The sequence below is a fragment of the Streptomyces sp. NPDC005794 genome, from assembly GCF_042871445.1.
Lineage (GTDB): Bacteria > Actinomycetota > Actinomycetes > Streptomycetales > Streptomycetaceae > Streptomyces.
In genome coordinates this window covers 109,213-136,201 of the sequence record NZ_JBIAIN010000002.1, presented here as the reverse complement: position 1 = coordinate 136,201, position 26,989 = coordinate 109,213, and the positions used below count along the sequence as shown (strand labels likewise).

24 protein-coding genes and 2 pseudogenes are annotated in these 26,989 nt (G+C 71.1%); 16 read left to right on the top strand and 10 right to left on the bottom strand.

Annotated features, from left to right (window positions below):
* The first annotated feature begins 2 nt into the window (after positions 1-2).
* The 6 genes from ACFYQ5_RS03225 (at position 3) to mug (ending at position 6,425) form a co-directional block, all read left to right on the top strand.
* Positions 3-1,340, top strand: coding sequence for a hemolysin family protein (locus tag ACFYQ5_RS03225; protein ID WP_389192336.1), 1,338 nt, complete (start codon positions 3-5; stop codon positions 1,338-1,340).
* Complete coding sequence (locus ACFYQ5_RS03220) at positions 1,337-2,356, top strand: hemolysin family protein (RefSeq protein ID WP_389192333.1); 1,020 nt, start codon at positions 1,337-1,339, stop codon at positions 2,354-2,356. The genes ACFYQ5_RS03225 and ACFYQ5_RS03220 overlap by 4 nt, the downstream gene beginning before the upstream one ends.
* Before the next feature lie 112 nt (positions 2,357-2,468).
* Positions 2,469-3,305, top strand: coding sequence for an SGNH/GDSL hydrolase family protein (locus tag ACFYQ5_RS03215; RefSeq protein WP_389192331.1), 837 nt, complete (start codon positions 2,469-2,471; stop codon positions 3,303-3,305).
* A 129-nt stretch (positions 3,306-3,434) separates the two neighbouring features.
* A complete protein-coding gene (locus ACFYQ5_RS03210; RefSeq protein WP_389192328.1) occupies positions 3,435-4,235 on the top strand; it encodes an SAM-dependent methyltransferase in 801 nt (266 codons plus the stop codon).
* Positions 4,236-4,401: 166 nt separating this feature from the next.
* Positions 4,402-5,844, top strand: coding sequence for an adenylosuccinate lyase (gene purB / locus ACFYQ5_RS03205; protein WP_389192325.1), 1,443 nt, complete (start codon positions 4,402-4,404; stop codon positions 5,842-5,844).
* A gap of 29 nt (positions 5,845-5,873) precedes the next feature.
* Positions 5,874-6,425 carry a G/U mismatch-specific DNA glycosylase gene (gene mug, locus ACFYQ5_RS03200; protein WP_389192322.1) on the top strand — a complete coding sequence of 184 codons (552 nt, stop codon included), beginning with the start codon at positions 5,874-5,876 and terminating at the stop codon, positions 6,423-6,425.
* 335 nt (positions 6,426-6,760) lie between these two features.
* Here mug and ACFYQ5_RS03195 read toward each other — a convergent pair whose 3' ends face one another.
* Both ACFYQ5_RS03195 and ACFYQ5_RS03190 read right to left on the bottom strand, forming a co-directional pair.
* Positions 6,761-7,000 carry a hypothetical protein gene (locus ACFYQ5_RS03195; RefSeq protein WP_389192318.1) on the bottom strand — a complete coding sequence of 80 codons (240 nt, stop codon included), beginning with the start codon at positions 6,998-7,000 and terminating at the stop codon, positions 6,761-6,763.
* A gap of 229 nt (positions 7,001-7,229) precedes the next feature.
* Complete coding sequence (locus ACFYQ5_RS03190) at positions 7,230-7,667, bottom strand: hypothetical protein (protein ID WP_389192315.1); 438 nt, start codon at positions 7,665-7,667, stop codon at positions 7,230-7,232.
* Between the two features lie 82 nt (positions 7,668-7,749).
* Here ACFYQ5_RS03190 and ACFYQ5_RS03185 point away from each other — a divergent pair.
* Together ACFYQ5_RS03185 and ACFYQ5_RS03180 are read left to right on the top strand one after the other, a co-directional pair.
* Positions 7,750-7,959: pseudogene (locus ACFYQ5_RS03185) on the top strand (response regulator transcription factor); the annotation flags it as partial.
* A 134-nt stretch (positions 7,960-8,093) separates the two neighbouring features.
* On the top strand, positions 8,094-9,251 hold the full coding sequence (locus ACFYQ5_RS03180) for an ROK family protein (protein WP_389192312.1): 1,158 nt from the start codon (positions 8,094-8,096) through the stop codon (positions 9,249-9,251).
* A gap of 111 nt (positions 9,252-9,362) precedes the next feature.
* Here the strand turns inward: ACFYQ5_RS03180 and ACFYQ5_RS03175 are convergent, their stop codons facing one another.
* From ACFYQ5_RS03175 to ACFYQ5_RS03165, 3 genes are all read right to left on the bottom strand, one after another.
* Positions 9,363-10,130: a GntR family transcriptional regulator gene (locus tag ACFYQ5_RS03175; protein WP_389192309.1), complete on the bottom strand. Its 768-nt coding sequence runs from the start codon at positions 10,128-10,130 to the stop codon at positions 9,363-9,365.
* 340 nt (positions 10,131-10,470) lie between these two features.
* Positions 10,471-10,986: a putative immunity protein gene (locus ACFYQ5_RS03170; protein WP_389192306.1), complete on the bottom strand. Its 516-nt coding sequence runs from the start codon at positions 10,984-10,986 to the stop codon at positions 10,471-10,473.
* On the bottom strand, positions 10,983-11,597 hold the full coding sequence (locus ACFYQ5_RS03165; protein WP_389192303.1) for a putative immunity protein: 615 nt from the start codon (positions 11,595-11,597) through the stop codon (positions 10,983-10,985). The genes ACFYQ5_RS03170 and ACFYQ5_RS03165 overlap by 4 nt, the downstream gene beginning before the upstream one ends.
* Before the next feature lie 88 nt (positions 11,598-11,685).
* Between ACFYQ5_RS03165 and ACFYQ5_RS03160 the strand changes: the two genes are divergently transcribed.
* Positions 11,686-12,420, top strand: coding sequence for a MerR family transcriptional regulator (locus tag ACFYQ5_RS03160; protein ID WP_389192301.1), 735 nt, complete (start codon positions 11,686-11,688; stop codon positions 12,418-12,420).
* Between the two features lie 162 nt (positions 12,421-12,582).
* On the opposite strand, the gene sigJ is transcribed toward ACFYQ5_RS03160, so the two are convergent.
* Positions 12,583-13,467: an RNA polymerase sigma factor SigJ gene (gene sigJ, locus ACFYQ5_RS03155; RefSeq protein WP_389192298.1), complete on the bottom strand. Its 885-nt coding sequence runs from the start codon at positions 13,465-13,467 to the stop codon at positions 12,583-12,585.
* Between the two features lie 145 nt (positions 13,468-13,612).
* Here sigJ and ACFYQ5_RS03150 point away from each other — a divergent pair, with 145 nt between their 5' ends.
* On the top strand, positions 13,613-14,443 hold the full coding sequence (locus ACFYQ5_RS03150; RefSeq protein ID WP_389192295.1) for an alpha/beta fold hydrolase: 831 nt from the start codon (positions 13,613-13,615) through the stop codon (positions 14,441-14,443).
* 138 nt (positions 14,444-14,581) lie between these two features.
* Here ACFYQ5_RS03150 and ACFYQ5_RS03145 read toward each other — a convergent pair whose 3' ends face one another.
* Positions 14,582-14,755 (bottom strand): hypothetical protein, encoded by a 174-nt coding sequence (locus ACFYQ5_RS03145; protein ID WP_389192293.1) that lies wholly within the window; start codon positions 14,753-14,755, stop codon positions 14,582-14,584.
* A 91-nt stretch (positions 14,756-14,846) separates the two neighbouring features.
* Here ACFYQ5_RS03145 and ACFYQ5_RS03140 point away from each other — a divergent pair, with 91 nt between their 5' ends.
* Together ACFYQ5_RS03140 and ACFYQ5_RS03135 are read left to right on the top strand one after the other, a co-directional pair.
* Positions 14,847-16,427 (top strand): alkaline phosphatase D family protein, encoded by a 1,581-nt coding sequence (locus tag ACFYQ5_RS03140; RefSeq protein ID WP_389192290.1) that lies wholly within the window; start codon positions 14,847-14,849, stop codon positions 16,425-16,427.
* Positions 16,428-16,533: 106 nt separating this feature from the next.
* A complete protein-coding gene (locus ACFYQ5_RS03135) occupies positions 16,534-17,967 on the top strand; it encodes a GNAT family N-acetyltransferase (RefSeq protein WP_389193081.1) in 1,434 nt (477 codons plus the stop codon).
* Here the strand turns inward: ACFYQ5_RS03135 and ACFYQ5_RS03130 are convergent.
* Positions 17,852-19,117 (bottom strand): trans-sulfuration enzyme family protein, encoded by a 1,266-nt coding sequence (locus ACFYQ5_RS03130; RefSeq protein ID WP_389192288.1) that lies wholly within the window; start codon positions 19,115-19,117, stop codon positions 17,852-17,854. The two genes, ACFYQ5_RS03135 and ACFYQ5_RS03130, sit on opposite strands and share 116 nt — an antisense overlap.
* 59 nt (positions 19,118-19,176) lie before the next feature.
* Here ACFYQ5_RS03130 and ACFYQ5_RS03125 point away from each other — a divergent pair, with 59 nt between their 5' ends.
* The 4 genes and pseudogenes from ACFYQ5_RS03125 to ACFYQ5_RS03110 all read left to right on the top strand — a co-directional run.
* Positions 19,177-19,707, top strand: a complete 531-nt coding sequence (locus ACFYQ5_RS03125; protein ID WP_389192285.1) for an Lrp/AsnC family transcriptional regulator — start codon at positions 19,177-19,179, stop codon at positions 19,705-19,707.
* A 69-nt stretch (positions 19,708-19,776) separates the two neighbouring features.
* A complete protein-coding gene (locus ACFYQ5_RS03120) occupies positions 19,777-21,462 on the top strand; it encodes a DUF885 domain-containing protein (RefSeq protein WP_389192282.1) in 1,686 nt (561 codons plus the stop codon).
* An 85-nt stretch (positions 21,463-21,547) separates the two neighbouring features.
* Positions 21,548-22,417, top strand: a complete 870-nt coding sequence (locus ACFYQ5_RS03115; protein ID WP_389192279.1) for an ATP-grasp domain-containing protein — start codon at positions 21,548-21,550, stop codon at positions 22,415-22,417.
* Between the two features lie 24 nt (positions 22,418-22,441).
* Positions 22,442-22,699: pseudogene (locus ACFYQ5_RS03110) on the top strand (Lrp/AsnC family transcriptional regulator); the annotation flags it as partial.
* Between the two features lie 11 nt (positions 22,700-22,710).
* Here ACFYQ5_RS03110 and ACFYQ5_RS03105 read toward each other — a convergent pair.
* A complete protein-coding gene (locus tag ACFYQ5_RS03105) occupies positions 22,711-25,764 on the bottom strand; it encodes an AAA family ATPase (protein ID WP_389192276.1) in 3,054 nt (1,017 codons plus the stop codon).
* Complete coding sequence (locus ACFYQ5_RS03100; RefSeq protein WP_389192273.1) at positions 25,761-26,927, bottom strand: exonuclease SbcCD subunit D; 1,167 nt, start codon at positions 26,925-26,927, stop codon at positions 25,761-25,763. Before ACFYQ5_RS03100 ends, ACFYQ5_RS03105 begins: the two co-directional genes overlap by 4 nt.
* Positions 26,928-26,989 lie beyond the last annotated feature (62 nt).

The following is a 26,989-nucleotide window of genomic DNA, read 5'->3' as shown; positions in this document are numbered from 1 at the left end:
CGATGACCGAAGTGCTTCTGCTCCTCGTGGCGCTCCTGCTCTCCCTCGCCTGCGGCGCGTTCGTGGCGGCCGAGTTCTCTCTGACCACCGTGGAGCGCGGCGAGCTGGAACGGGCCGTCGAACGAGGGGACCGTGGTGCGGCAGGAGCGCTGAAGGCCGTACGCAGCCTCACCTACCAGCTCTCCGGCGCACAGCTCGGCATCACGGTCACCAACCTGATCGTGGGCATGCTCTCCGAGCCGTCCATCTCCAAGCTGATCCAGGGGCCGGTCGAAGCGACGGGACTGTCACCCGACGTGTCCTCCTCACTGGCACTCGTGATCGGCACCGCGCTGTCCACCGTGGTCCTGATGGTGGTCGGTGAGCTCGTCCCCAAGAACTGGGCGATCTCGTCCCCGCTGGCCGTAGCCCGGGCCGTCGCGACACCGCAGCGCGCCTTCACGGCGGTCTTCCGGCCTTTCATCAGCCATCTCAACAACACCGCCAACCGGATCCTGAGGCGCTTCGGCCTCGAGCCGGCCGAGGAGCTGGCCTCCGCGCGGAGTCCGCAGGAGCTGGTGGCCCTGGCGCGCCACTCCGCGAAGGCGGGCGCGCTCGAGGCGGACACCGCCGAGCTGTTCGTACGCACCCTCAACCTGTCCGAACTGACCGCGGAGAACGTGATGACCCCCCGCGTCCAGGTCACCGCCCTCGAGGTACAGGCGACCGCCGAGGACGTCGCCAACGCCACCCGGGCGACCGGCCTCTCCCGGTTCCCCGTCTACCGGGGCAGTCTGGACGCGGTCGTCGGCGTCGCGCACATCAAGGACGTACTGGCCATTCCCGCAGATCAGCGGCCCCGTAAGCGGGTGTCGGACATGCTGCGCGAACCACTGCTGGTGCCGGAGACACTCACCGTGGACCGCTTGCTCGACCGGCTCTCCGGAAAGCTGGCCATGGCCGTCGTCATCGACGAGTACGGCGGCACGGCGGGCGTCGTGACGCTGGAGGACATCGTGGAGGAAGTCGTCGGCGAGGTGCGGGACGAACACGACCCGCACGAGACCCCCGATCTGGCGGCCGCGGGCGAGGACGCGGACGGACGCACGCTGTGGTCCGCCGACGGAGCGGCCCGTACGGACCAGCTCCGCACCATCGGGCTCCGCGTACCGGACGGACCCTACGAGACTCTGGCCGGGCTCATCGCCACGGAGGTCGGCCGCATTCCGGTGGTCGGCGACACCGTCGAGCTCACGGGCTGGCGGATCGACGTGGTGGACGCTTCGGGGCATCGCGCCGCGCGTGCGCTGCTGCACGCGCCGCTGCCCGGTAGCGACGAGTCGGCGGAGGACGAACGATGATCGCCGTCCAGCTCTTCATCGGCTTGCTGACCCTGGTCGTCAACGCCTTCTTCGTCGGCGCGGAGTTCGCGCTGATCTCCGTACGCCGCAGTCAGATCGAGCCCGAGGCGGAAGCCGGGAACCGGCGGGCCCGCAGTGTCGTCTGGGGCCTCGAGCACGTGTCTGCGCTTCTCGCGGCGGCACAACTGGGCATCACACTCTGCACACTGGTGCTGGGTATCGTCGCCGAGCCCGCCATCGCGCATCTGCTGGAGCCCGCCTTCGACGCGGTGGGGGTGCCGCACGGACTGGTACACCCGATCTCGTTCGTCATCGCGCTGACCGTGGCGACGTATCTGCACATGCTGCTCGGCGAGATGGTGCCGAAGAACATCGCGCTGGCCGAGCCCGTCCGCACCGCGCTGCTGCTCGGACCGCCGCTGGTGGCCCTTGCCAGGGCGCTGAAGCCGGTGATCTTCGCGATCAACGCCTTCGCGAACTCGCTGCTCAAGCTACTGCGGGTGGAGACCAAGGACGAGGTCTCAGCGACCTTCTCCGACGACGAACTGGCACGCCTCGTCAAGGACGCGGAGGATTCCGGGCTCGTCGACGACCGCTCGGCGGACCGTCTGCGCCACGCCCTGGAACTGGGCCGCCGCCCGGTCCAGGACGTGCTCCTTCCGGTCGACCGGGTGCTCTACACCAGGGTCGGCACGACCCCGGAGGAGCTGGAGCGGCTCTCGCACGAGTCCGGCTTCTCACGCTTCCCGGTGATGGACAGCGAGCAGCGCATCATCGGGTACCTCCATGTGAAGGACGCCCTGGACGCCACGCCGCGCGACGTGCCGTTCCCGGTGACGGCTCTGCGGCCGATCGCCCGGGTGCGTGCGGCGACACCGCTGGACGACGTGCTCACCGCTCTGCGGAGGAGCCGTACACATCTGGCCGCCGTACTCGACGAGGACGGCCGGCTGGCCGGCATGATCACGATGGAGGACGTCCTGCGTGAGCTGGTGGGCAGGCCCCAGGCCCGCTGACGACGGCTCCCGGTGACGGGCACGGGAAGGGGCACGGCCGAGGCCGTGCCCCTCCTCCGCGTTCCGGCAGCCCTCTTCGGCGGCCCGCTGTCGCGGTACGATCGGCAGCGCCATGGAATTGAATGCCTCCTACACCAGTCTCGTCGCGGTCGGCGACTCGTTCACCGAGGGCATGTCGGATCTGCTGCCCGACGGTTCCTACCGCGGCTGGGCCGACGTCCTCGCCGCCCGCCTCGCGGCCCGCACACCCGGCTTCCGGTATGCCAATCTCGCCGTACGGGGAAAACTCATCGGCCAGATCGTGGACGAGCAGGTCCCGGTCGCCGCAGCCCTGCAGCCGGACGTGATCACCCTTGTCGGCGGGCTCAACGACACTCTGCGGCCGAAGTGCGACATGGGCATGGTCCGTGGTCGGCTGGAGGAGGCGGTGGAGCGTCTCGCGCCGTCGTGCAAGACCCTGGTGCTGATGCGCAGCCCCGGGCGGAACGGTCCGGTGATGGAACGATTCCGGCCGCGCATGGAGGAGCTGTTCTCGCTGGTCGGCGACCTGGCCGAGCGCCATGGAGCACTGGTGGCGGACCTGTACGGCGCGGAGTCGCTCGGCGATCCGCGGATGTGGGACGTCGACCGGCTGCATCTGACGGCCGAGGGCCACCGCAGGGTCGCGGAAGCGGTATGGCAGACACTGGGGCTGCCCGCGGAGAGCGACTGGCGGATCCCGATGCCCGCCGCCGCGCCCGCACGGTGGGCGCAGCGCCGGATCGACGACGTCCGCTTCGCCCGGCAGCATCTGATGCCGTGGATCGGACGGCGCCTGACCGGGCGCTCTTCCGGTGACGGCCGGGCCGGAGCGCAGTTCGACGCGGGTCTGGGGCAGGCCTTCTGGATCACTCCCGAGGACGTGTCCGCGCCCGGACCGGTGACAGGCTGGCGCCGGCTGGACGGCTGACCGCCCTTGCCGGATCTGCTGCACGCTTCCGCCGAGTTGGCGCAGTTGTCCCTGTTACGCATGTGACTGGTGGGGCAGCATGGGTGCTGAGCGCGCAGGAACACCCTGGGCACCGGAGCGGGGAGTGCCATGAGCGGCGTACCGGACAACCAGGAACCGGCGGACAGGATCGACTCCGGCACGCCCCACTCGGCGCGGATCTGGAACTACTGGCTGGGCGGCAAGGACAACTACGAGGTCGACCGTCAGCTGGGCGCGACGATGGAGGAGCTCTACCCGCAGATCATCGATATCGCCCGCGCCTCTCGTCGCTTCCAGGCCCGGGCGGTGCGCTATCTGGCCGGGGAGGCGGGGATTCGGCAGTTCCTCGATCTCGGCACCGGTCTGCCGACCGCGAACGCGACCCATGAGGTCGCCCAGGCCGTCGCCCCCTCGGCGCGCGTGGTGTACGTGGACCACGACCCGATCGTGCTGGCCCACGCCCGCGCCCTGCTGACCAGCAGCCCCGAGGGCGCCACGAACTATGTGCACGCGGATCTGCGGGACACCGGGACCGTGCTTCGGGAAGCCGCCCGAACCCTGGATCTTCAGCGGCCGGTGGCACTGATGGTGCTCTCCACCCTGGGGCACATCGCTGACGCGGGTGAGGCCGCCACCCTTCTGCGCGACTATCTCAACGCGGTACCCGCCGGAAGCTTCCTGATGCTGTGCGACACCATCGAGACCGAGGAGACCCGGGCTGCGTCCGACGAGTACGCCAGTGGTGGCGCCATGCCGTACATCTCGCGCCCCAAGGAGATCGTGTGCTCCTTCGCGGACGGGCTCGATCTCGTCGAACCCGGTTTCGGCTCGATCAGCCTGTGGCGCCCCGAGGAGCCCGTGGCCGGTGCGCCGGTCGACCAGTGGGGCTTCGTGGCGGCGAAGGCGTAGGAGCGGCGGGCCGGAGGCCGGAGCACGAAGGCGGAGGCGGGAGCGGAGGCCAGGCCGGAGGCGGGGGCCTGAACCCTCTGCCCGGAGCCCGGGCAGAGGGTTCATAGGAAGCCACAAACCGGCCCGCGGCGCGGACCTGCAGAAAGCGCCAGTAGAATCCGGACACGTGACTGCTGTGTCTGCGAAGCCTCGCATCCCCAATGTCCTGGCCGGCCGCTATGCCTCTACGGAGCTGGCCGTCCTCTGGTCCCCCGAGCAGAAGGTGAAGCTGGAACGTCAGCTGTGGCTGGCGGTGCTGCGTGCTCAGAAGGACCTCGGGATCGAGGTGCCCGACGCCGCGCCGGCCGACTACGAGCGTGTGATCGACCAGGTCGACCTCGTCTCGATCGCCGAGCGCGAGAAGGTCACCAGGCACGACGTGAAGGCCCGGATCGAGGAGTTCAACGCTCTCGCCGGCCATGAGCAGGTCCACAAGGGCATGACCTCCCGGGACCTCACCGAGAATGTCGAGCAGTTGCAGATCCGGCTCTCGCTGGAGCTGATGCGCGACCGTACGGTGGCGGTCCTGGCGCGGCTGGGCAAGCTCTCGGCGGAGTACAGCGAGCTGGTCATCACGGGCCGTTCGCACAACGTCGCCGCGCAGGCGACGACGCTCGGCAAGCGCTTCGCGACCGCAGCGGACGAGCTGCTGGTTGCGTACGGGCGGCTGGAGGACCTGCTGGGCCGTTACCCTCTGCGCGGCATCAAGGGACCCGTCGGCACCGCGCAGGACATGCTGGACCTGCTCGGTGGCGACGCGGGCAAGCTCGCGGACCTCGAGCAGCGCATCGCCGGGCACCTCGGCTTCGCCCACGCCTTCACCTCCGTGGGCCAGGTCTACCCCCGTTCCCTCGACTACGACGTGGTCACCGCGCTGGTACAGCTGGCCGCCGCGCCCTCGTCGGTCGCCAAGACCATCCGCCTGATGGCCGGACACGAGCTGGTGACCGAAGGCTTCAAGCCGGGCCAGGTCGGCTCGTCGGCGATGCCGCACAAGATGAACACCCGCTCCTGCGAGCGCGTCAACGGCCTGATGGTGATCCTGCGCGGCTACGCGTCGATGACGGGCGAGCTTGCGGGCGACCAGTGGAACGAGGGCGACGTGTCCTGCTCCGTGGTCCGCCGGGTCGCGCTGCCCGATGCCTTCTTCGCGTTCGACGGCCTGCTGGAAACCTTCCTCACGGTCCTCGACGAGTTCGGCGCGTTCCCTGCGGTCGTGGCGCGTGAGCTGGACCGCTACCTTCCCTTCCTCGCCACCACCAAGGTGCTGATGGGCGCGGTACGGGCCGGGGTCGGCCGCGAGATCGCGCACGAGGCCATCAAGGAGAACGCGGTCGCCTCGGCGCTTGCCATGCGGGAGCAGGGGGCGGAGCGCAACGAGCTGCTGGACAAGCTGGCCGCCGACGAGCGGATCCCGCTCGACCGCGGTGAGCTCGATGCCCTGATGGCGGACAAGCTGTCGTTCACCGGTGCGGCGGGCGATCAGGTCGCCGCTCTGGTGTCCAGGATCGAGGAGATCACCGAGCAGCACCCGGAAGCCGCCGCGTACACCCCCGGCTCCATCCTCTGACGGCCGGCCCGCTCCGCGCCTTCTGACGGATGACACCCGAGGAACTCCTGGCTGCCCGCGACCGCGTCGTACCCGACGTGGTCGCGGGCGGTTTGCGTGTGCTGTTCTGCGGGATCAACCCGAGCCTCATGACCGCCGCCACGGGGCACCACTTCGCCCATCCGGGCAATCGGTTCTGGCCGGTGCTGCATCAGTCGGGCTTCACACCTCGGCAACTGAAGCCGTCGGAACAGGGTCAGCTTCTTGGATACGGCCTGGGCATCACCAATGTCGTGGCCAGGCCCACCGCACGGGCGGATGAGCTGAGCCCGGAGGAGTTCCGTGAGGGCGGGAAAAGGCTGTCGGCCAAGGTGGAAGAGCTGGGTCCACTGTGGCTGGCCGTCGTCGGTGTCACCGCGTATCGCACGGCCTTCGGCGATCGCCGCGCCCGGATCGGCCCGCAGGAGCGGGACATCGGCGGCGCCCGTGTCTGGGCACTACCCAACCCGAGCGGCCTGAACGCACACTGGACGGTGAGCACCATGGCCGACGAGTACGCCCGCCTGCTGACGGCGGTCGGCCCGGACGCCTCCAGCCGGTGACCTGAGCTGGAGGTTCAGTGTTGGTCACCAGAGGTCTTCGCCGACTCCGGCATCGACGTCCCTACTTGGCCGAAGCGACCGGGCTGACGTCGGCGTATCATCGGGCGCGACCTCCGTATGACTCCCACGCAACCAGTCGGCCGGCGTGGCTGACAAGACGGCAGAACACCCGTGAGCTCCACGTTGATCCGCTTGATCGAGCACTCCGACGGCCCTGCGCTCGCCGGCCTGCTCTCCCGGGACAAGCAGGCGTATGCGCGCTGGCTGCCCGCGAGGCCCGCGGAGTTCTACACGCCCGACGGCCAAGCCTCGGTCATCGAAACCCTTCTGGTTTCTTACGGCGAGGGGCTCGCGTGGCCCTCGTCGGACAGGCCGTCCAGGCCGCGTTCGATGAACCGACGCCGCCCGGTACGGACCGTGTCCGCAGCTGCGTTCAGCCGACGGGACACCTCCAGGATCGAGTGCGCCTCCGCGCACACCAGCACGATCTGCGAGCGCTGGTCCAGTGCCTGGGCCGTCGAACGACGACGCGCCCGGTCCTCCAGAACAGCCCGCTGGGCGTCAGTCACCGACATCGGCGGAAGCTTCGGGCCCGGACGGCTCGTACCCGACCAACGACGAATCCCCGACTCAGTTCCCCGCCGCCTCGCGATGCTCCCCACAGCCTGAACGGCAGGGGAGGAGCCCCCACCGCCACACCCCGCTCCCCGACTCCGGCAGAAGCTGCACGGGATCCGCTGCAGGACTACTGCGGACCGGGCGTATCTGGCGTATCGGGCCGTACGTGACGGGCCGGACGCCCGCTCAGGGTGGGTCGACCACGGTCACCAGGACACCCAACTCGCAGCCCGGCCCGTCGTCCTCCTGGTAGAGCACCACTGCGATCCACCGGCCTTCCGTATGCCAGAGCTGGAGATACTCGCAGACCGCGACTGGTTCGGCCCAGGGTTCGGCTATCACCTCCCCGGCCATCATCCGTTCCTGGGCGCTCCACAGACTGACGACCTGTGGTTCGCCCCAGCGCAGCGCGAGCAGCGTGAGCAGCGCGTCGTGTTCAGCCAGGCATCGCACCCGGTGTTCCACGCGGTCTGCCCCGTCTCCGTGCTCGTGGCCGTCCTCACCGATGAGAAGCGCCGTGTGGTAGCCAGGCCCGCTGATTCCCGAGCCCGACGCAACGCGCTCCAAGGGGAACTCCCTGGTGCGCATCCCGTCGATGAGGCGGAGGTGATGTGCGGTGGTCATACCGTCAGTAAACCGTCCTGCACTGACACATGGCTCCCCACCAGTCAGTACCTCACGCGTGGCCGGCGTGTGGCTGCTGATCTCCGTGATGGAGCGGGCGGCGCTCACCGACCGTGAAGCGGCAGTGCTTCGCCTCATGGCCCGGGGCCTGTCCGACGCGGAAATCGCCGCCGAGCTCATCGTGGGCGTGGAGACGGTTAAAGCACATGTCAGCGCGGTGCTCGCCAAGTTGGGCGCCAGGGACCGCACGCAAGCGGTGACCGCCGCCTACGGGTCGGGCTTCGTGGCTCCGAACCGACCGACGCCGCGCTCGGCCGGTGGCCCGCTCCGACGGGTTCCGGATACCTCTCTCCGGGTGCTGCTCGCCGCAGTCCGGGCCAGCGAGTACGATCCGGCAGACATGCGCACGACCTGGGAGGACGCACGGTGGGCCGGCTGACCGGTGGGGACCCGTCTCTGTTGCGGAGGATCAATTCCGCGGTGGTGCTGCACGCCCTGCGAGGGGCGGATTCACCCACGCTCACGGATCTCACCCTGATCACAGGTCTGTCACGTCCCACGGTCGAGGGAGTCGTCGAGGGGCTCTTCGCCGCAGGCCTGGTGGTGGAGGCGCTGCCGGACAACAGCGGAGCCAGGCGCCAGGGCCGCCCCGCCAGGCGGTTCAGGTTCCGGGCCGAGGCCGGGTATCTGCTGGGTATCGAGATCGGCCCGCACCGGGTCTCCGCCCTGCTGTCCGGGCTGGACGGCCGGATCGTCGGCGCCGGCTCACGGGACGTCTCCGAGACGGCGCGCGCGGATGACCGACTCGACCAGGTCAGAGGCATGATCGCGGATGTGCTGCGGCGCGCCGGGGTGCAGCGGAGCAGCTTGCGTGCGGTTGGTGTGGGCAGCCCGGGCATCGTGGAGGCCGACGGCACCGTACGGCTGGGCACGGCGTTGCCGGACTGGACCGGACTCGCGCTCGGCGAGAGGCTGCGGCGTTCCTTCCGCTGCCCCGTCCTGGTGGAGAACGACGCCAATACCGCTGCGGTGGCGGAACACTGGAAGGGCGCGGCAACCGAGTCCGACGACATCGTCTTCGTCCTGGCAGGGTTGAGCCCGGGTGCGGGTTCGCTGATCGGTGGCCGGCTGCATCGCGGCTTCGGCGGTGCAGCCGGGGAGATCGGCGCACTGCATCTGCTGGGCCGCGATGTCACCCCGGAACACCTGCTTTCCACGACGGACACCCCGCTGGATCCTCTGGACGAGCAGGCTGTCGCCGCTGTGTTCGCCAAGGCCAGGGACGGGGACGCCGGCGCACAGGCCGCCGTCGCACGGTTCATACAGCGGCTGGTGCACGATGTCGCGGCTCTGGTGCTGGCACTCGATCCGGAGCTCGTGGTGATCGGCGGGTGGGCCGCCGGCCTGGACGGTGTGCTCGATCCGCTCCGCGACGAGCTCGCCCGCTACTGTCTGCGCCCGCCTCGGGTGGCCCTCTCACTCCTCGGGGAGGCGGCCGTCGCCACCGGCGCGCTGCGGCTGGCACTCGACCACGTGGAGGAGCAGCTCTTCGACGTGGAGAAAACGGTGACGGCCCGCCGCTGAGAGCGACGGGCCGCACAGATGCGTCGATCGGAAGGCGGCGATCGCGCCGCAGTGCCCGGGGCAGGACCCTTCGGACGGAAACCCAGGAGGCCGACGGGCCACCCGATGACGTCAGGAGGCTTTACGCTCCTGCTCGTCGTGGCTGATCTCCAGCGCGCCGGAATCCCCGAAGGTGAGCCGACAGGTGTCCGCCCGGTATGTGGCGACGGAGACAGCCGCTGTGCCGGCCGCGGCGAGATACCGAGTGGTGACCACGAGGACCGGAGCGCCCGGGAGCCGGTCGAGTTCCTTCGCGTCGTCCGCGCGGGCCGACCCGAGTTCGACCGAGCGGTCCTGGCCGTCGAGGTCGAGGCGGTGCAGTTCCCTCAGGACGCTTCGGGCCCGGGCGGACCCGGAGGGCGCCTCGATGGCGGAGAGTTCGGGCACGGACGACATCGGGACGTACAGAAGCTCCGCCGCGACGGCCTGCCCGTGGGCGGCACGGATACGTCGCACCACGTGCACGGGCTCTCCGGCGTCCGTGTCGAGCATGGCGGCTACCGCGGCGGGAGCGGTCGCCTTCGTGCACTCGATCGCCTGCCATGCCTCGTCATTGTCGCCACCCGCCCAGCCGTGCTGCGCGGTGGCGACGGCGACTCCGACCCGGGGCGGGGCGACGGTCGTGCCCACTCCGCGGCGTCGCTGCAGCCTGCCTTCGAGCTCGAGCTGCTCCAGTGCCTGACGCAGCGTCGCCCTGGCGACACCGAAGCGGGCCGCGAGATCCCGCTCGTTGGGCAGAACCTCCCCCACCGCGAAGTCCGAGTCGAGCGCTTCACTGAGCACGGTCTTGAGGTGCCAGTACTTCGGCTCCTGCACCGCTTCCAGCTGCGTGGTCCCCACCCTGTCCTCCGCATCCGCCCGGTGGCCTGTTTTCCGCGACGTTATTTATTAAAGGTTCCTGCCTATCGTTCAGACCTTAGGACGGCGAACCACCTTGGTCAAGACCAATCCTCGCGCCGTGACACAGCGAAACGGCCCACTGCCGCAGAGCGTTCACGGGACGTTCGTCCGGCGTCGGGTGTCGGGCGAAAGGGTGGCCGTGGGTTCCGACAGCTGATGTCAGTGGTTGCGACGCGGCCGCACGGGCCCGAGGAAGCGTCTCCCGCGTTCCCACACCACTGGACGGCGGTGCCTGGTGACCCCGCTGACCCGGCCGTGAGAGGCCGTGCACGGTTCGGCTTCAGCAGACGAACACCGACCAGCAGATGTCGTTGCGCAGCCGCTGGTCATCGAGTACGAGCTCGCGGATCGCCTCCGGGAGCTGACTGCGCTGCCACTGGCACTCGAGTCGTCCTGCGGCCCCGCTCTCGCCTTCCGGTGCCGCTGCGCGTGCGCCCTTGATCGCGTAGGCGGCCGCGCCGAGCTCGTGCGCGGCGACGTGGGCGACGGCCCCGGCCTGGCCGGCGGCGTACGCGGCATGCCGTGCTGCCCCACGCAGGTCTCCGGCTGCGCCCATCGCGTGGCCGCCCGCCGCGCGAGCCTGCATCATCTTGACCTCGCCACGCACCCAGGCCCGGGCATGCTCGATCGCCTGACGCGGTCGCGGGTCCCCAGGCCGGGCCGACTCGAAGAGGCCGAGGACGTGCTCTGCACAGGCGGCAGCCCATAGGGCGAGGAGACGGTGATCCGCATCAGTGAGAGTCCCACCACGGCGGATCGTCACGAAACGAGGGTCGCGGATCTTCGGAAGGATCATGACGGGCACTCCCTCCGGCGCGCATCGGCGCCGCTCGCCGCGGTGTGCCCTGACGGCCGGTCGGCCGCCTGGCGCAGGGAATGATCCAGAGTGCGCATCAGCCGGGCGACACGACTGCTGCCGCCTGTCACGGGCGGATAGCGGCAGAGCACATCGATGAGCACCGGTGTCGCACGCTGCCGCGACCGTTCCAGCAGGGCGTCCCCGATCGTGGGATCACCGCCTGCCTCCATCTCCCCGACGCGCGCCGCGCTCGCGCAGGCCCGCAGGAGGTGGCCGACCTGGGCGACCTGGGCGATGGGGTGCACGTATGCGGCCGACGCGGCGTCACCGGCGGATCGCGCGGCCAGTCGCGCGGCTTCGGAGGGCGCGGACCGGGCGGCCCGGTGAGCGTCGAGGGAAGTGGCGCGCTGCACTTTCGTCCTGTCGGCACCGTTGATGAACGCCCAGGCCGCGTCGATCGCCGCACGGGGGCGCGGATCATCAGGAACAGCCTGCTCGAAGACCGACAGGACGTCCTCGGCGTGCCGGACCACGTAACGCGCCACGACGCGCAGCTCGCCCATCGTCAGATCGAAGTCTCCGGACACGGTGTGCGTTCTCTGCGCCATGGCCCTGAATCGTATCCTTGAACGCTCGGTGGAGACTTTGCCACGAATACTCCGCTCACCTGCGTCCGAACCCTCAATCGGAGGTCACATGCGGCCCGTGGACCTGGCCCGTCGCCATCGCGTCTCCACACAGGCGGTCCGCAACTACGAGGACGCCGGCATCATCCCGCCGGCCCACCGCAGCCGGACGGGGTACCGGGACTACACCGCCGCTCACGCCGCCGGCCTCGCGGCCTACCTGGCGCTCGTCCCCGCCTTCGGCTACTCGACGAGCCGACGCATCATGCACGCCGCCACCGGCGGCCGGCTCGACGAAGCACTGGAGCACATCGACGACGGGCACTCGCTCCTGGCTCGCGACCGCAGCACGCTGCGGACCGTCGAAGCGGCGCTCTCACACCTCGGCGCGTCCACCCCAGAGGCAGCGGCCAGCACTCGGACGCCGTACAGCATCGGTGAACTCGCCCGCCACCTCGCGCTCAACCCGGCCACCCTGCGCGCCTGGGAACACGCTGGAGTTCTCACCCCACGACGTGACCCACGCGGGCACCGCCAGTACCTCGCGCAGGACGTGCGCGACGCCGAACTGGCGCACCTGCTGCGCCGGGGAGGCCAGCCCCTGGGCACCATCGCTACCGTCCTCGGAGAACTCCGCGACGCCGGCAGCCTCGATGCGCTGGCCAGGACCCTGGAAGGATGGCGGCGCGACCTCACGTCCCGCGGAACGGCCCAGCTGTACGCCGCCGGTCAGCTCTCCGCCTACCTCGACTCCTTGGACGGATCGGCGAGAACCGGCTCAGCCCCGGAGCACGGACCCCACTGACGTTCCGACGCCGGGACCGCTGACATATCCATGTCGGACGACATCGAGCCCGGACAACACGAAGCCCCACGGCTCGCCGAGAACACCATCGGCCGAGCTCGTGGGGCACGTGGGCCTCATGGAGACCACATGGCTCGCGGGCGCAGATTTCCGCCCGCGCCGCTAGCCCACCGGCACCCCGGCCAGTTTGTCCGGGTTGCGGAGGACATAGACACACCGGATGACCCCACCGCTGATGTCGGCCTGGAACACCGTGTCCACCACCCCGTCCGCGCTGAACACCAGAGCGGGGCCGCCATTGAGCTCCAGGACCCGGACCCCCGTGCCGGTGGGCCAGTCCTGCCCCACCGCGATGAGGAAGCGTCCGACCTTGTCCGCGCTCTCGATGATCCGCCGCGGCGCCTTCGCCTTGCCTCCGCTGTCGCTGACGAGGCGCACATCGGGAGCCAGCAGGGCGAGCAGCGGTTCCAGGTCCCCGCCGGAAGCGGCGGCGAGGAAGCGCTCGGTGAGATCGCGCCGCACCTCCGGATCCACGTCGTACCGCGGCTTACGCTCGTCCACATGGCGCTTGGCGCGGCCCGCGAGCTGCCGTACGGCCGCCTCGGAGCGGTCGAGGGCGACACCGATCTCCGCATACGGGAAACCGAAGGCCTCGCGCAGGACGAAGACCGCACGCTCCAGCGGGGAGAGGGTCTCGAGGACGACGAGTACGGCGACGGACACGGAGTCGGCGAGTACCGCACGCTCCGCGGAATCGGGGACGGCCGGGCCGAATTCGGTGACCACCGGTTCGGGCAGCCAGGGCCCCACGTACGCCTCACGCCGGGACCGCAGGTGACGCAGCCGGTCGATGGCCAGACGCGTGGTGATCCGCACGAGAAAGGCCCTCGGCTCCCGCACGTCCTCACGCCCGGCCGACGACCATCGCAGCCACGCCTCCTGCACCACGTCCTCCGCGTCGGCGACGCGGCCGAGCATGCGGTAGGCGACCCCGGTGAGGAAGGGCCGGTGTTCTTCGAAGCGATCGGTCACGGTGTCGGCAGTCACTTTTCCATCCCAGCCGACACGCCTCGGGGTGTCCAGCGGGAATCGCACGCGCCCCCTGAACTACCAGCTACTCGGCGGTAATCATTTGTTGACGAGGCGTCTCGTTCCGCCTCCGCAGCCCGGCACGTCCGTCCTGAGGAGAAGCGTGGCCCACACGGTCTCGTTCGCAGTCGACACCCCCGACGGCCCTCGTACGGTCGACGTGGCGTATGAACGGACCGGTTCGGGTGAGCCGTTGGTCCTGCTGCACGGCATCGGCCATCACCGTCAGGCGTGGGACCCGGTCCTGCGTGTCCTGGCGGCCGAGCGGGACGTCATCGCCGTGGACCTGCCCGGTTTCGGCGCCTCACCGGCGCTGCCGCACGGGCTCGCCCACGACCTGCGGACCATGGTCCCGGTGCTCGGTTCGTTCTTCGACACCCTGGGCCTGACCCGGCCGCATGTCGCCGGGAACTCCCTGGGAGGCCTGCTCGCGCTGGAGCTCGGCCGGGAGGAACGCGTGCGTTCGGTGACGGCGCTGTCCCCCGCCGGGTTCTGGACACGGAGCGAGCGCCGTTACGCCTTCGGGGTGCTGCGGGCGATGCGCGGAGCAGCCCTCTCGATGCCGATGCCGCTGATCGAGCGGCTTTCGCAGAGCTCGCTCGGCCGCACCGCGCTGACCAGCACCATCTACGCGCGCCCCGGCCGCCGTTCACCCGGTGCGGTCGTGTCGGAGACCGTCGCCCTGCGTGAGGCCACCGGCTTCCGTCAGACTCTCGAGGCCGGCCTGACCGTCGCGTTCACCGACGACGTACCAGACGTGCCGGTCAGTATCGCCTGGGGCAGCAAGGACCGTCTTCTCCTGCGCCGGCAGGGCGTCAGGGCCAAGCACGTGATCCCCGGCGCACGGCTCGTCCGGCTTCCCGCGTGCGGCCACGTCCCGATGAACGACGACCCGGCTGCCGTGGCGCGGGTGATCCTCGACACGAGCCGCTGACGGGCCGGTGCGGCCCTGTCCCCGTACGCCCGAACCCAGCACACCCCCCCCGGGCCCACCAGCAGGCTCCCTACGCCTGACCCGCGCCGCACGTCCCCGTGCCGACCAGCGGTGCGGTGAGCGCGGCCGATACGGGAATCAGCCCGGAGAAGAGTGTGGCGCGCTCGCCCCGCAGAAACCCTGACCCTCGAGCAGGAGGCCGAGCAGCACGGATTCCACGGCCGCGACGGCGCACACCACCGCCGACAGCAGCTCCGGCCCGAGGGGACGCAGCACCGGCAGGCCGACCGGTTGTTCATCTGCGGTTGGCATGCCCGCCGCTGCCGGGGACTAGGTATGGGTCTGTAATCAGCCTGTACCGCCGCGCTGTTCCCGCAGCCCTCTCGCCCATGGAGGCGCATCGATGTCGAACCGTCCCCCCGTCCCGGCCCCGGGCCGCCGCACCGTACTGCGCGGCTCGCTCCTGGCCTCGGCCGCGGTCGCCGTGCCCGCGGCGATCACCACCGCGCCCGCGTTCGCACTGTCGGGGCGGCCGAGCGCGTCGTGGGGCGTACAGGTAGGTGATGTGACGGCGTCGTCCGCCCTGGTGTGGGTACGTTCGGACCGTCCCGCCCGAATGGTGGTGGAGACGTCCGCGACGGAGTCCTTCCGCCGCGCCCGCACGTGGCACGGCCCGCTGATCGGCGCCGGTACGGACTTCACCGGCACCACCCCGCTGCACGGACTGCCCGCCGGCGAGCAGGTGCACTACCGGGTGACCCTCGCGGACCCGCACGACCCCCGCCGGGCCGGCAAGCCGGTGTACGGAACCTTCCGCACGGCTCCGGCCCGCCGCCGCGACGGGGTGCGGTTCCTCTGGTCCGGCGACATCGCGGGGCAGGGCTGGGGAATCAACCCCGACATCGGCGGCTACCGGGTGTACGACGAGATGCGCCGCCTGGACCCGGACTTCTTCCTGTGCAGCGGTGACAACATCTACGCGGACGGGGTGCTCGAGCCCAGCGTGACGCTGCCCGACGGACGGATCTGGCGCAACATCACGACCCTGGAGAAGTCGAAGGTCGCCGAGACCCTGGACGAGTACCGTGGGAACTTCCGCTACAACCTGCTCGACGACAACCTGCGGGCGTTCAACGCGCAGGTTCCGTCCATCATCCAGTGGGACGACCACGAGGTACGCAACAACTGGTATCCGGGGCAGATCCTCGACGACGTCCGTTACACCGAGAAGAACGTGGACCGGCTCGCGGCGCGTTCGATGCGGGCGTTCCGCGAGTACTTCCCGGTTCCGGCACTGCAGAGCTCGCCGAACGAGCGGCGCATGCACCGTGTCGTGCGGCACGGTCCTCTGCTCGATGTGTTCGTGCTGGACATGCGGTCCTTCCGCAACGCCAACTCCCCCGGCCGGCAGTCCGACGACACCACGGGCATCCTCGGCGCCGAGCAGCTGAGCTGGCTCAAGCGCGAGCTGTCGCAGTCACGTGCGGTGTGGAAGGTGATCGCCGCCGACATGCCGCTGGGGCTGGTCGTCCCCGACGGAGCCACGGACTTCGAAGCGATCGCGCAGGGCGACCCGGGCGCACCGCTGGGGCGGGAGCTGCAGATCGCCGAGTTGCTGCGCCACATCAAGCACCGGCGGATCACCGGCACCGTCTGGCTGACGGCCGACGTGCATTACACCTCGGCTCAGCATTACGCCCCGGAGCGCGCGGCCTTCAAGGACTTCTCGCCGTTCTGGGAGTTCGTCTCGGGCCCGCTGGCCGCAGGCGGCTTCCCCGCCAACGCGCTCGACGGCACGTTCGGCCCGGATCGGGTCTTCGTCCGGGCGCCGGACCGGGCGAACGTGTCCCCCATGGAGTCGCCGCAGTTCTTCGGAGAGGTCGACATCGACGGCGGGAGCGGGGAGCTGACCGTGCGCCTCCGGGCCCAGGGCGGCACGGTCCTGTTCAGCAAGGTGCTGCAGCCGGGACGCACCGGACAGTGACCCATGAAAAACATACTGAAGGCGACCAGATCCACACGTAACCCATCAGTCACAATGCGTTCGTGATCAGGCAACACCGTTCGGTCACAGTAGGGGCATGACTGATGTGACATCCGCGAAGAGTGCCCGCCGTCCGCACCACTGGCGGCGGGACCTGATCGAACTGGCCGCGCTCTTCACCGCGGTCGCCGTGGCAGACGCGATCGCCAACCTGATCGGGCACCAGCCCGACGGCCCCTATCTGCTCATCGCCTCGGCCGTGGCCCTGGTCGCCACGGCCGCCTTCCACACCTGGTGGGCACGGCGGCACAGCCACGCACCGCCCCCGGACACGGATACCGGCGCCCCGTCGCCGGGCGCCGACGAGGCGGGCGGGGCGGGCGCCGTCGACGTCGGCGCCACGGTGCTGTGGCGGATGCGGACGACCGTGCGGGACGCCCCCGGCACCCTCGCGGCCCTCTGCATCGCCCTCGCCCGTCACCGGATCGACATCCTGACCCTGCAGACCCACCCGCTGGCCGACGGCACCGTCGACGAGTTCCTGCTGCGTGCGCCCGCGGCGCTGCCCGCCCAGCAGCTCACCCGGGAGGTCGCCGCCGCCGGCGGTTCCGCCACCTGGATCGAACGCGCGGATGCCCACGACCTGGTGGACACGCCCACCCGGGTCCTCGGCCTCGCCACCCGCACGGCGCTGGACGCGGCCGAGCTCCCGCTGGCCCTGCGCCAGCTCCTGGGCCGGTGCACCATCCACTCGCTGCCCGCCCTGTCGGTCACGGGCCACCCCACCGGTGAGAGCGCACCGGTGGAAGGCGTCCTGGAGGACGCCGTGATGCGGCTGCGCGATCCGTCGGGCGGTGTCATCACCGTCGAGCGCCCCTATCTCCCTTTCACCCCGACCGAGTTCGCCCGTGCGCGGGCTCTGGTGGAGCTCGACGCACGGCTCGGTCCGCGCGTACCGCGCAGCGAGGACGTCCTCACCCTGCGCGAGGGCGACGAGATCACCGTGCGCCGTGCGGACCAGGGTGACCTCGACGCGGCTCTCGCCATGCACGGCCGCTGCTCCGAGCAGACCCTCGGCCTGCGTTACCACGGCCCGGTCCGTGACGCCGACCGGTATCTGGACCATCTGCTGAGCCCGCGCTTCGGCCGCACACTCGCCGTGCAGACGGCCTCCGGCCGGCTGGTGGCGCTGGGCCATCTGCTCTGGGACGGGGACGAGACCGAGGTGGCCCTCCTCGTCGAGGACGACTGGCAGCGCCGCGGTATCGGCTCCGAGCTCCTCGGCCGACTGGTGGCCCTGGCCGTCGAGGCGGGCTGCGAGAGCGTGTACGCGGTGACGCAGGCGCACAACACGGGGATGGTGGCCGCCATGCGGGCACTCTCGCTGCCTCTCGACTACCAGATCGAGGAAGGCACCCTGGTCATCACCGCTCGACTGGCCGAGGCTCCCGCCCGGCCGGTGACGGAACCGGTGACCCGCTCAGGAGTGCCGTCATCGCCTCGGCCGCTTTCCCGGGCCGAGCAGGCGGAGCAGCGCTGAGCGCCTGACAGAGATCCGCCCAGAGGTCCTCCACGTCCTCGAGTCCGACCGACATGCGCAGCAGACGGTCGCCGACACCCGCGGCCCTCCGGTCTCCCTCACCCACGATGCGGTGGCTGATGGAGGCCGGGTGCTGGATGAGCGTGTCCACGCTGCCGAGGCTCACGGCGGGCGTGATCAGGCGGACTCCCGCGATGATTCCGTGCGGGTCTCCGAACACCTCGAAGGACACCATCGCGCCGCCCACCTCCGGGTAGTGCACCCGCGCGACGCGGGGGTCCGCCGAGAGCCTGCGGGCCAGTTCCGCCGCGGCGGCGGACGCGGCCCGGACCCGTACCGGCAGCGTGGACAGCCCGCGCAGCAGCAGATAGCCGGCCATCGGATGCAGCACGCCCCCGGTGGCGAACCGCACCTGCCGCAGGGTGGCGGCGAACTCCTCGTCGCAGGCGACGACACCGCCCATCACATCGCCGTGACCGCCCAGGTACTTGGTGGCACTGTGCAGCACGAACCGGGCACCGTGTTCGAGCGGCCGCTGCAGCACGGGTGTCGCGAAGGTGTTGTCGACCAGGAGCGGCACGGCGCCGCAGGAGTGCGCCACCGCCCGGATGTCGATCTCGGCCAGTGTCGGGTTGGCGGGCGTCTCGACCATCACCAGTCCGGTGTCCGGACGGATCGCTTCGGCGATGCCCGCCGGGTCCGTCCAGGTCACCTCGGTGCCCAGCAGCCCGGCGCCCAGGAGGTGGTCGCTGCAGCCGTAGAGCGGACGCACCGCGACCACATGGCGCAGCCCGCGGCTCGCTCGGGCCAGCAGGACGGCGGTGAGCGCCGCCATTCCGCTGGCGAAGGCGACGGCGCTCTCGGCGCCTTCCAGCCGGGCCAGCGCGGTTTCGAAGCGTGCCGTCGTCGGGTTGTCCAGCCGTGCGTACACGGGTGGCCCGTCGGGCCTCGCTCCGGTGGTGGCGAAGGCGTCGATGCGCTCGGCCTCACCTCGGGAGTCGTACGAGGGATAGGTGGTCGACAGATCGATCGGCGGGGCGTGCAGGCCGAGAGAGGCGAGATCGTCGCGTCCGGCGTGCACGGCTTCGGTGGCGAGCGCCCTGGACCGGAAGGGGGGCTGGGATGTCAGCAAGGAGGCTTCGGTGTCCATGACACCAGCCTGAACAGCAACCGGCTGATCGTGCCTGACTGCCGTGCTACGTTCGCCGGATGCCCGAATCTGTCGCTCTCGATCCGGTTGATCTGCACATTCTGCGCCTCCTGCAGAACGATGCGCGGACCACGTACCGGGAGCTGGCCGCCGAGGTCGGGGTGGCGCCGTCCACCTGTCTGGACCGGGTGGCACGGCTGCGCCGGTCCGGTGTGATCCTCGGACACCGGCTGCGGCTCGATCCGGCGCGGCTCGGCCGCGGCCTGGAGGCGCTCCTGCTGGTACAGGTCCGGCCGCACCGCAGGGAGCTCATCGGTCCGTTCGTCGAACGGATCAGGGCGCTCCCGGAGTCCCGGGCGTTCTTCCACCTCACCGGACCGGACGACTACCTGGTACACGTGGCCGTCGCCGACCCGACGGATCTGCAGCGCCTGGTGCTGGACGAGTTCACCTCACGCCGTGAGGTGGCACGCGTGGAGACCCGGCTGATCTTCCAGCAGTGGGATTGCGGCCCGTTGATGCCGCCGACGGCAGGTGCGCGAAATCCGGCCGACGCCCCGGAGGCGCGCCCCGGCTCCTCCGCGCCGTGAAAGGATCTTCCTCCGGCCGAAGTCCTGACCCCCGTGACGTGAGGGCCGTCGACGTACGAAGATGTCCACATGTCAGACACATCGAGCAGCGCGCTGCCGCGCCAGGTCGCCGACGCCTACGTCGACGCATACATCGAACTCGACCCGATCACCGGTACCTATCTCGGTGTCGCGGAAAGCTCCCGCCGGCTGCCTGATTTCTCGCCCGCCGGTCAGGCCGCGATGGCCGAACTCGTACGCGCCACACTCGTGAAGCTCGACGCGGCGGAGCAGGTGCCGGGCGCGGACAGCGACGAGGAAAGGCGTTGCGCGCGGCTGCTGCGGGAACGCCTGACGGCCGAACTCGCCATCCATGAGGCCGAGGAGGGGCTCCGGGCCGTTTCCAACATCCACTCACCGGCTCACAGCCTCCGTGATGTGTTCACGGCGACACCGACCGCGACGGACGAGGACTGGGCCGCGGTCGTGGACCGCCTGCGCGCGGTACCGGCCTCGCTGGAGGGTTATCGCGCCTCGCTCGCGCTCGGTCTGGAGCGCAAGCTGTACGGCGGCCCGCGCCCGACCGCGACGTTCATCGGCCAGCTGGGGACCTGGGCGGGGGAGGACGGCCCTGGATTCTTCCAGGACTTCGTGGCCGAGGGCCCCGGATCGCTGCGCTCGGAGCTGGACGAGGCGGCCGGGCAGGCTGCCGCTGCCCTGGTCGCACTGCGGGACTGGATGAGGGAGGTGTACGCCCCCGCCGTCGAGGGCGCCCCCGACACCGTCGGCCGGGAGCGCTACGCCCGCTGGTCGCGCCAGTTCAACGGCACGGATCTGGATCTCGACGAGGCGTACGCGTACGGCTGGTCGGAATACCACCGGCTGCTGGCCGAGATGAAGACCGAGGCGGACAAGGTCCTCCCGGGTGCGGGCCCTTGGGAGGCGCTCGCCCATCTCGACGTGCACGGCAAGCACATCGAGGGCGTGGACGAGGTCCGGGTCTGGCTGCAGAGCCTGATGGACGAGGCCATCGAGGCGCTCGACGGCACACACTTCGAACTCGCCGAGCGTGTACGCAAGGTGGAGTCCCGGATCGCTCCCGCGGGGGGCGCCGCCGCTCCGTACTACACCGGGCCCTCGGAGGACTTCTCGCGGCCCGGCCGCACCTGGCTCCCCACCATGGGTGAGACCCGCTTCCCCGTCTACGACCTGGTGTCCACCTGGTACCACGAGGGCGTGCCCGGCCACCACCTTCAGATCGCGCAGTGGACGCATGTCGCCGAGAGTCTCTCGCGCTACCAGGCGTCGGTCGGCCAGGTCAGCGCCAACGCAGAGGGCTGGGCCCTGTACGCCGAGCGGCTCATGGACGAACTGGGCTTCCTGCCCGACGCGGAGCGCCGCCTCGGCTATCTGGACGCGCAGATGATGCGTGCCTGCCGGGTGATCATCGACATCGGCATGCACCTGGAGCTGGAGATCCCGGCGGACTCACCGTTCCGTCCGGGTGAGCGGTGGACGCCGGCTCTGGCCCAGGAGTTCTTCGGCAGCCACAGCGGCCGGCCCGCCGACTTCGTGGAGAGCGAGCTGACCCGCTACCTGTCCATGCCGGGGCAGGCGATCGGCTACAAGCTGGGTGAGCGTGCCTGGCTGCTGGGCCGGGAGAACGCCCGGAAGGCCCACGGCGACGCGTTCGACCTCAAGGCCTGGCACATGGCGGCCCTGTCGCAGGGGTCACTCGGCCTGGACGACCTGCTGGACGAGCTGTCCAGGCTCTGATCCAGGCCGGGGCCGGGGGCCGGTGCACGATCACCCGCCCCCGGCCCTCCCTCTCCCCCGCCGACGGCCCGAAGGACGCTTCCGCATGACTCCGCCCGGTTTCCTGTTCTGCTGCGACCCGCTCCGGCCACGGCACCCCGACCTCCAGTTCGTCCGGGAGGCCGCTGCGGCACGGCGCACCGGTGCGCAGACCGCTCTGGTCGATCACGACGCGCTGCTCGCCGGAGACGCGGAGACCGCCGTCGGCCGGGTACGCCGGGACTCCGGGTCGTACTGGTACCGGGGGTGGATGGTTCCGCCCGCCCGCTACGCGGAACTGGAGAGCGCTCTCGCCGCCCGTGGCTGCTCGCTGCTCACCGACGCCTCCGCGTACCGCACCGCCCATGAACTCCCGGGCTGGTACGAGGTGTTCACCGAACTCACGCCGCGCAGCGTCTGGCGTTCCCTGTCCGCCGGAGAGGTCGTGCCCGATCCCTCCGTGTGGTCGGACCTCGCCGGGGATCTCGGCCCCGGCCCCGGCATCGTCAAGGACTTCGTGAAGTCCCGCAAGCACGAATGGCTCGAGGCATGCTTCGTCCCGGAGCTGAGGGACACGGCCCGGCTCGCCCACGTCGTCGGCCGATTCGTCGAACTGCAGGGGGACTTCCTGGCCGGCGGCGTGGTGCTGCGCGCCTACGAGCCGTTCGTGCCGGGCGGTGAGGCGCGGGTCTGGTGGGTGGACGGTGAGCCCGTGCTGGTGACGGCCCACCCGGACACGCCCGGCCAGGTGCCCGCACCCGGCCTCGACGCCGTGGGCGACGCCGTGCGCGCGCTCGGCTGCCGGTGGGTGACCACCGACATGGCGCTGCGGGAGGACGGGACGTGGCGGGTCGTGGAGGTCGGTGACGGCCAGGTCAGCGGCCTGCCCACCGACGACGACGGGCACCGCCTGTTCACCGCGCTCCCCGGCACGTGAGCCGCCCGCGCCGGTTCAGCAGCCGCAGTCCTCGCGCACCCCCGAGCGCCGTCACCGAGCGCCGTCACCGAGCGGGTGCGCCGTCTCGGGGAGAGGGGGGTGATCAGCGGGTACTCCGCCGTGGGGGACCCGGAGCGACCGGGCCTCCCGATCCTCGCCCTCGTACGGCTGCGCTATCCGAACGGCAACTACAAGCCGTTCCACGATCTGACCGACACGACGCCCGAAATCATCGAGGCGCACCATGTGACCGGGGGCGACTGCTTCATCCTGAAGGTGACCCCACCGGCCGGTCAGCCGCTGAGCGTGCCGGCCGACCGGTGGACCACCGCCGACCCGTGCCGTTCCTTCACGACCTCGAGCTGGGCGGGGATGCGGCGCCGCAGGTCGGCCACGTGGCTGACGATGCCGACGCTGCGGTCGCGTTCGCGCAGCGAGTCCAGGACATCGAGGACCTCGTCCAGCGTCTGGTCGTCGAGGCTGCCGAAGCCCTCGTCGATGAACAGCGTGTCCAGACGTACGCCGCCCGCCTCGTCCGTCACCACGTCGGCCAGGCCGAGAGCCAGGGCGAGGGAGGCGAAGAAGGTCTCTCCGCCGGACAGGGTGGCCGTATCGCGCTCCCGGCCCGTCCAGGAGTCGACGACGTGCAGTCCGAGCCCCGCCCTGCGTCCACCGCTGCGCTCATCGGAGTGGACCAGCGTGTAGCGGCCCGACGACATCCGCTGGAGGCGCGCCGACGCCGCGGCGGCCACCTGTTCGAGGCGGGCCGCCAGTACGTACGACTCCAGGCGCATCTTGCGCTCGTTGTCCACGGAGGTGCCCCCGGTCAGCCCGGCGAGACGGGCCACCCTTGCGTGCTCCTGGCGTAGTGGCCCCAGGGCACGCACCTCGCTCTCGGCAAGGCGTGAGAGCCTGTCGAGCTCCGTACTGCGCTCCTGCGCGGCGGCGTGCGCTGCGGCACCGTCGCGCAGCACCTTCGAGGCCCGGTCGTACGCCGCCTGTGCCGCATCCGGTGTTGCGGGCGGTCCGGCGGCGGCGGTTCGGGCGTCCTCCTCGGCGAGCCGGTCGGCGACCGTGGCGGCCTCCGTCTGCCAGGCGTCGATGCGGTGCTGGAGCTCCCGCTGCGCGGTGTCGCCGAGGAGCTTCGCGGCGGCGGCCTGCGGCGTGTCGAACCCGGCCCGGAAAGCGGCGTCGGCAAGCCTGCCGTCGGCCTCCTTGAGCCGCTCGGCCGCGCCCTGTTCGGCACGGAGGGCCTCGGCTGCGTCGGCCAGCATCCCGGCACGCCGCGCCAACAGCTCCGCGTGCTCGGCCACGGAGGCGCACGCGCCACGGGCCTTCACCAACTCACCTCGCAGCACTCCCTGTTCACGGTCGAGTGCTTCGCGCTGCGAGGTGCGGGCAGCCGCACGCCGCTCGGCCCGCTGCCGGTCGTCGAGCCGGCCGAGGTGTTCACGCTCAGCGGCGGCGAGTGCTTCCCTGGCCGCGTGTGTTCCCGCCGCCAGACGGTGCGCGTCCGTGTGGTCCCGGGTCAGGCGGTCGACGACCGCCCGCAGTTCTGCCACGGATACGGGGGCGCGGTCCGCCGGCCCGGTGGCGCCGGTTCCGTCCTCCGGGGCCGTCGCCTCCGCCCGCGCCGCGGCGAGACGTTCGCGCAGGACCCCGAGCTCGCTCTCCGCGTCCGCACGGGCGCGGTCGGCCCGCCGGTGGGCGACGAGCGCCGCCTCCTCCGTGGCCCGGTCCACGTGGCCGGCCTCCGCGCGGGCCGGCGCCGGGTGCTCGGCCGAGCCGCACACCGTACAGGCCACGCCGTCGACGAGCTGACCCGCCAGTTCCGCCGCGATGCCGCGCAGCCGCTGTTCCCGCAGCGCCAGCCACTTCTCGTGCGCGTCGACCGCACGCTCGCGGGCCGTGGTCAGGGCCGCAGCCGTCGTTCCCTCCTGCACTGCGAGCGCGTCGCGCCGGCGTGCCGCCTCCAGCCTCCTGCGCGCCGGGTCGAGCAGGCCGGCCAGCTGTTCCGCGCGGGTCGCGGCGTCCTGCGCCGTCTCGACGGCTTCCCTGAGGGTCCGGTGGGTGGTGTCCCAGCCGGCCAGCCACTCCGCCGCCTCCTGGATCAGTTCCTCGTCGGAGCGGGACTGCCTTTCCAGGCCGGACCGTTCGGCGTCGATCTCCCGGCTCCGGCGTTCGGCGCGGCGTGCGGCGTCGAGTGCGCCCAGCCCCGCCCGCAGTTCACGTTCCCTGCCGGCCAGCTGCTCGAGGCCCGCTTCGGCCAGCTCGGCAGGCAGCCCCGCGCGGGACCGCTCGCGAGCGCCGAGAGCCGCGCGGTGGGCCCGCTCGGCCTCGTCGCGAAGGTCGAGCGCCGGGGCGACCAGATCCGCCTTGCGCGCGCGTGCCAGCTGTTCGTGACAGCGGTCGCGTTCCGCGCGGCGGTCCTCCAGGCCCGCCGCACGGCGGAGAGTCTCCTCGTACCGCTGCTGGAGCCGGGCGAGTTCGCGCTCGGCCTCGAGTGCGTGGCGTGCGGCGGAGCTCCGGCCCTCCGCCCCGGCCAGGACGCACCGGGCGATGTCGAGCCGTTCACGCGCTCCGCTGCGCGCGACGGCGGCCCACTGCAGGACCCCTTCGGCGAGACCGGGCTCACCGGGCCGTTCCTCGGGCAGCGCCGTCTCCTCCGCCACGGGACCGGCCGCCTGCGCGATGCGCTGGGCCAGCGCGAGGATCTGCTCGTCCCCCGCCTTGACCTTGGCTTCGGCGGCCCGTCGCAGCTCGGCCAGGCGCTCCTCCACGGCTGCGAATCGGCGGGTGTCGAAGAGCCGGCCGAGCAGCTTCCCGCGCGCTTCGGCGTCGGCCCGCAGGAATCGCGCGAAGTCGCCCTGCGGCAGCAGCACGACCTGGCAGAACTGGTCACGGCTCATTCCGATGAGCCCGCCGATCTCCTCCCCGATCTCCTGGTGGGAGCGGCTGAGCGCCTTCCAGCCCTGCTCGGGGTCGTACTCGCGGAGCCAGCTCTGTGCCTTCTCGGTCGTGAAGCCGCCGCCCCGCTTCTTGGGGCGGGGCTGGGCGGGCCGCCTGGTCACTTCCAGACGGCGCCCCCCGACGGTCAGCTCCAGGCACACCTCCGTCGGCCGGTCGACCGGTGCGTGGTCACTGCGCAGGGAGGTGCCGGGGCTCTGCCGGGCGCCGGGCACCGCCCCGTACAGCCCGTAGCAGACAGCGTCGAGAACGGAGGTCTTGCCCGCGCCGGTGGGACCGTGCAGCAGGAAGATCCCGGCCGAGGACAGCGCGTCGAAGTCGACTTCCTGGGCGGCGCCGAAGGGTCCGAACGCGGTCAGGGTGAGCTTGTGCAGCCTCATCGGGACACCTCGTCGACCCCGTCGGCGACGCGTACGGCGTCGAAGGCCGCGCTCAGCACCGCCCGCTCCTGTGCGCTGGGACCGCTTCCGCCGCGTACATGGGCCACGAAATCCTCCGCCACCTGCTGGTCGTCACGCCCCTTGAGCCGCTGCGCGTACGACGCGAGGGGGTCCTGAGGGGCACGTTCGGGGTCGAAGACCAGGCTGAGGGTGTGCGGGAAACGTTCGAGCAGGCGGGCCATCGGATCGTCGGGCCGCGCCGGGTCGGTGAGGGTGGCTTCCACCCAGGATTCCCGGTGCCGCTCGAGGTCCGGGTCCTCGAGCAGCGTGCCGAGAGGTCCTCGGAGCCGTGCGAGCGGGCGCGGGGCCGGGCAGTCGACCCGTTCGGCGACGAGATCTCCGCCGGCGCCGAGGTCGATCAGCCACATCGTCTTGCGATGCGCGTGCTCGGAGAAGGAGTACGCGAGCGGTGAGCCCGAGTAGCGCACGCGTTCCGTGATCGTCTGGCAGCCGTGCAGGTGGCCGAGTGCCACATAGCCGACGCCGTCGAAGACCGCTGCGGGGACGGCTGCGACACCGCCGACCGTGATGTCGCGTTCACTGTCGCTGGGTTCACCGCCCGCCACGAACGCATGGGCGAGCACCACGGACCGGGTGCCGTCCGGCCGGGCGGCCAGATCGGCCCGTACCCGGTCCATGGCCGCGGTGAGAACGGCCTCGTGCCCCGCCTTCGACGCGCCCAGGCTGTCCTTGACGAGGGCGGGTTCCAGATAGGGCAGGCCGTAGAACGCCACATCACCCTCCGCGTGGTGCAGTACGACAGGGGTGGCGCAGTGGCCGGGGTCGGTGCGCAGATGGATCCCGGCCCGTGCCATCAGTCCGGCGCCGACACCGAGCCGCCGGGCGGAGTCGTGGTTCCCGGAGATCATGACGGTCGGCACCCCGGCGGCGGCGAGCTGGTGCAGCGCGTCGTCGAACAGCTGGACGGCCGACAGCGGTGGTACGGCCCGGTCGTAGACATCACCCGCCACGACGACCACGTCGACGGCGTGTTCCCGCACCGTCCCGACGAGGTGGTCGAGAAAGGCGGCCTGGGCGTCCAGCATCGGGACGCGGTGGAACGACCGCCCCAGGTGCCAGTCCGAGGTGTGCAGAATCCTCACGACATCACTCCGACGGCTACGACCCTCATCTTCCGCTTCCTCCGCCCCAGGACCGCACCGGT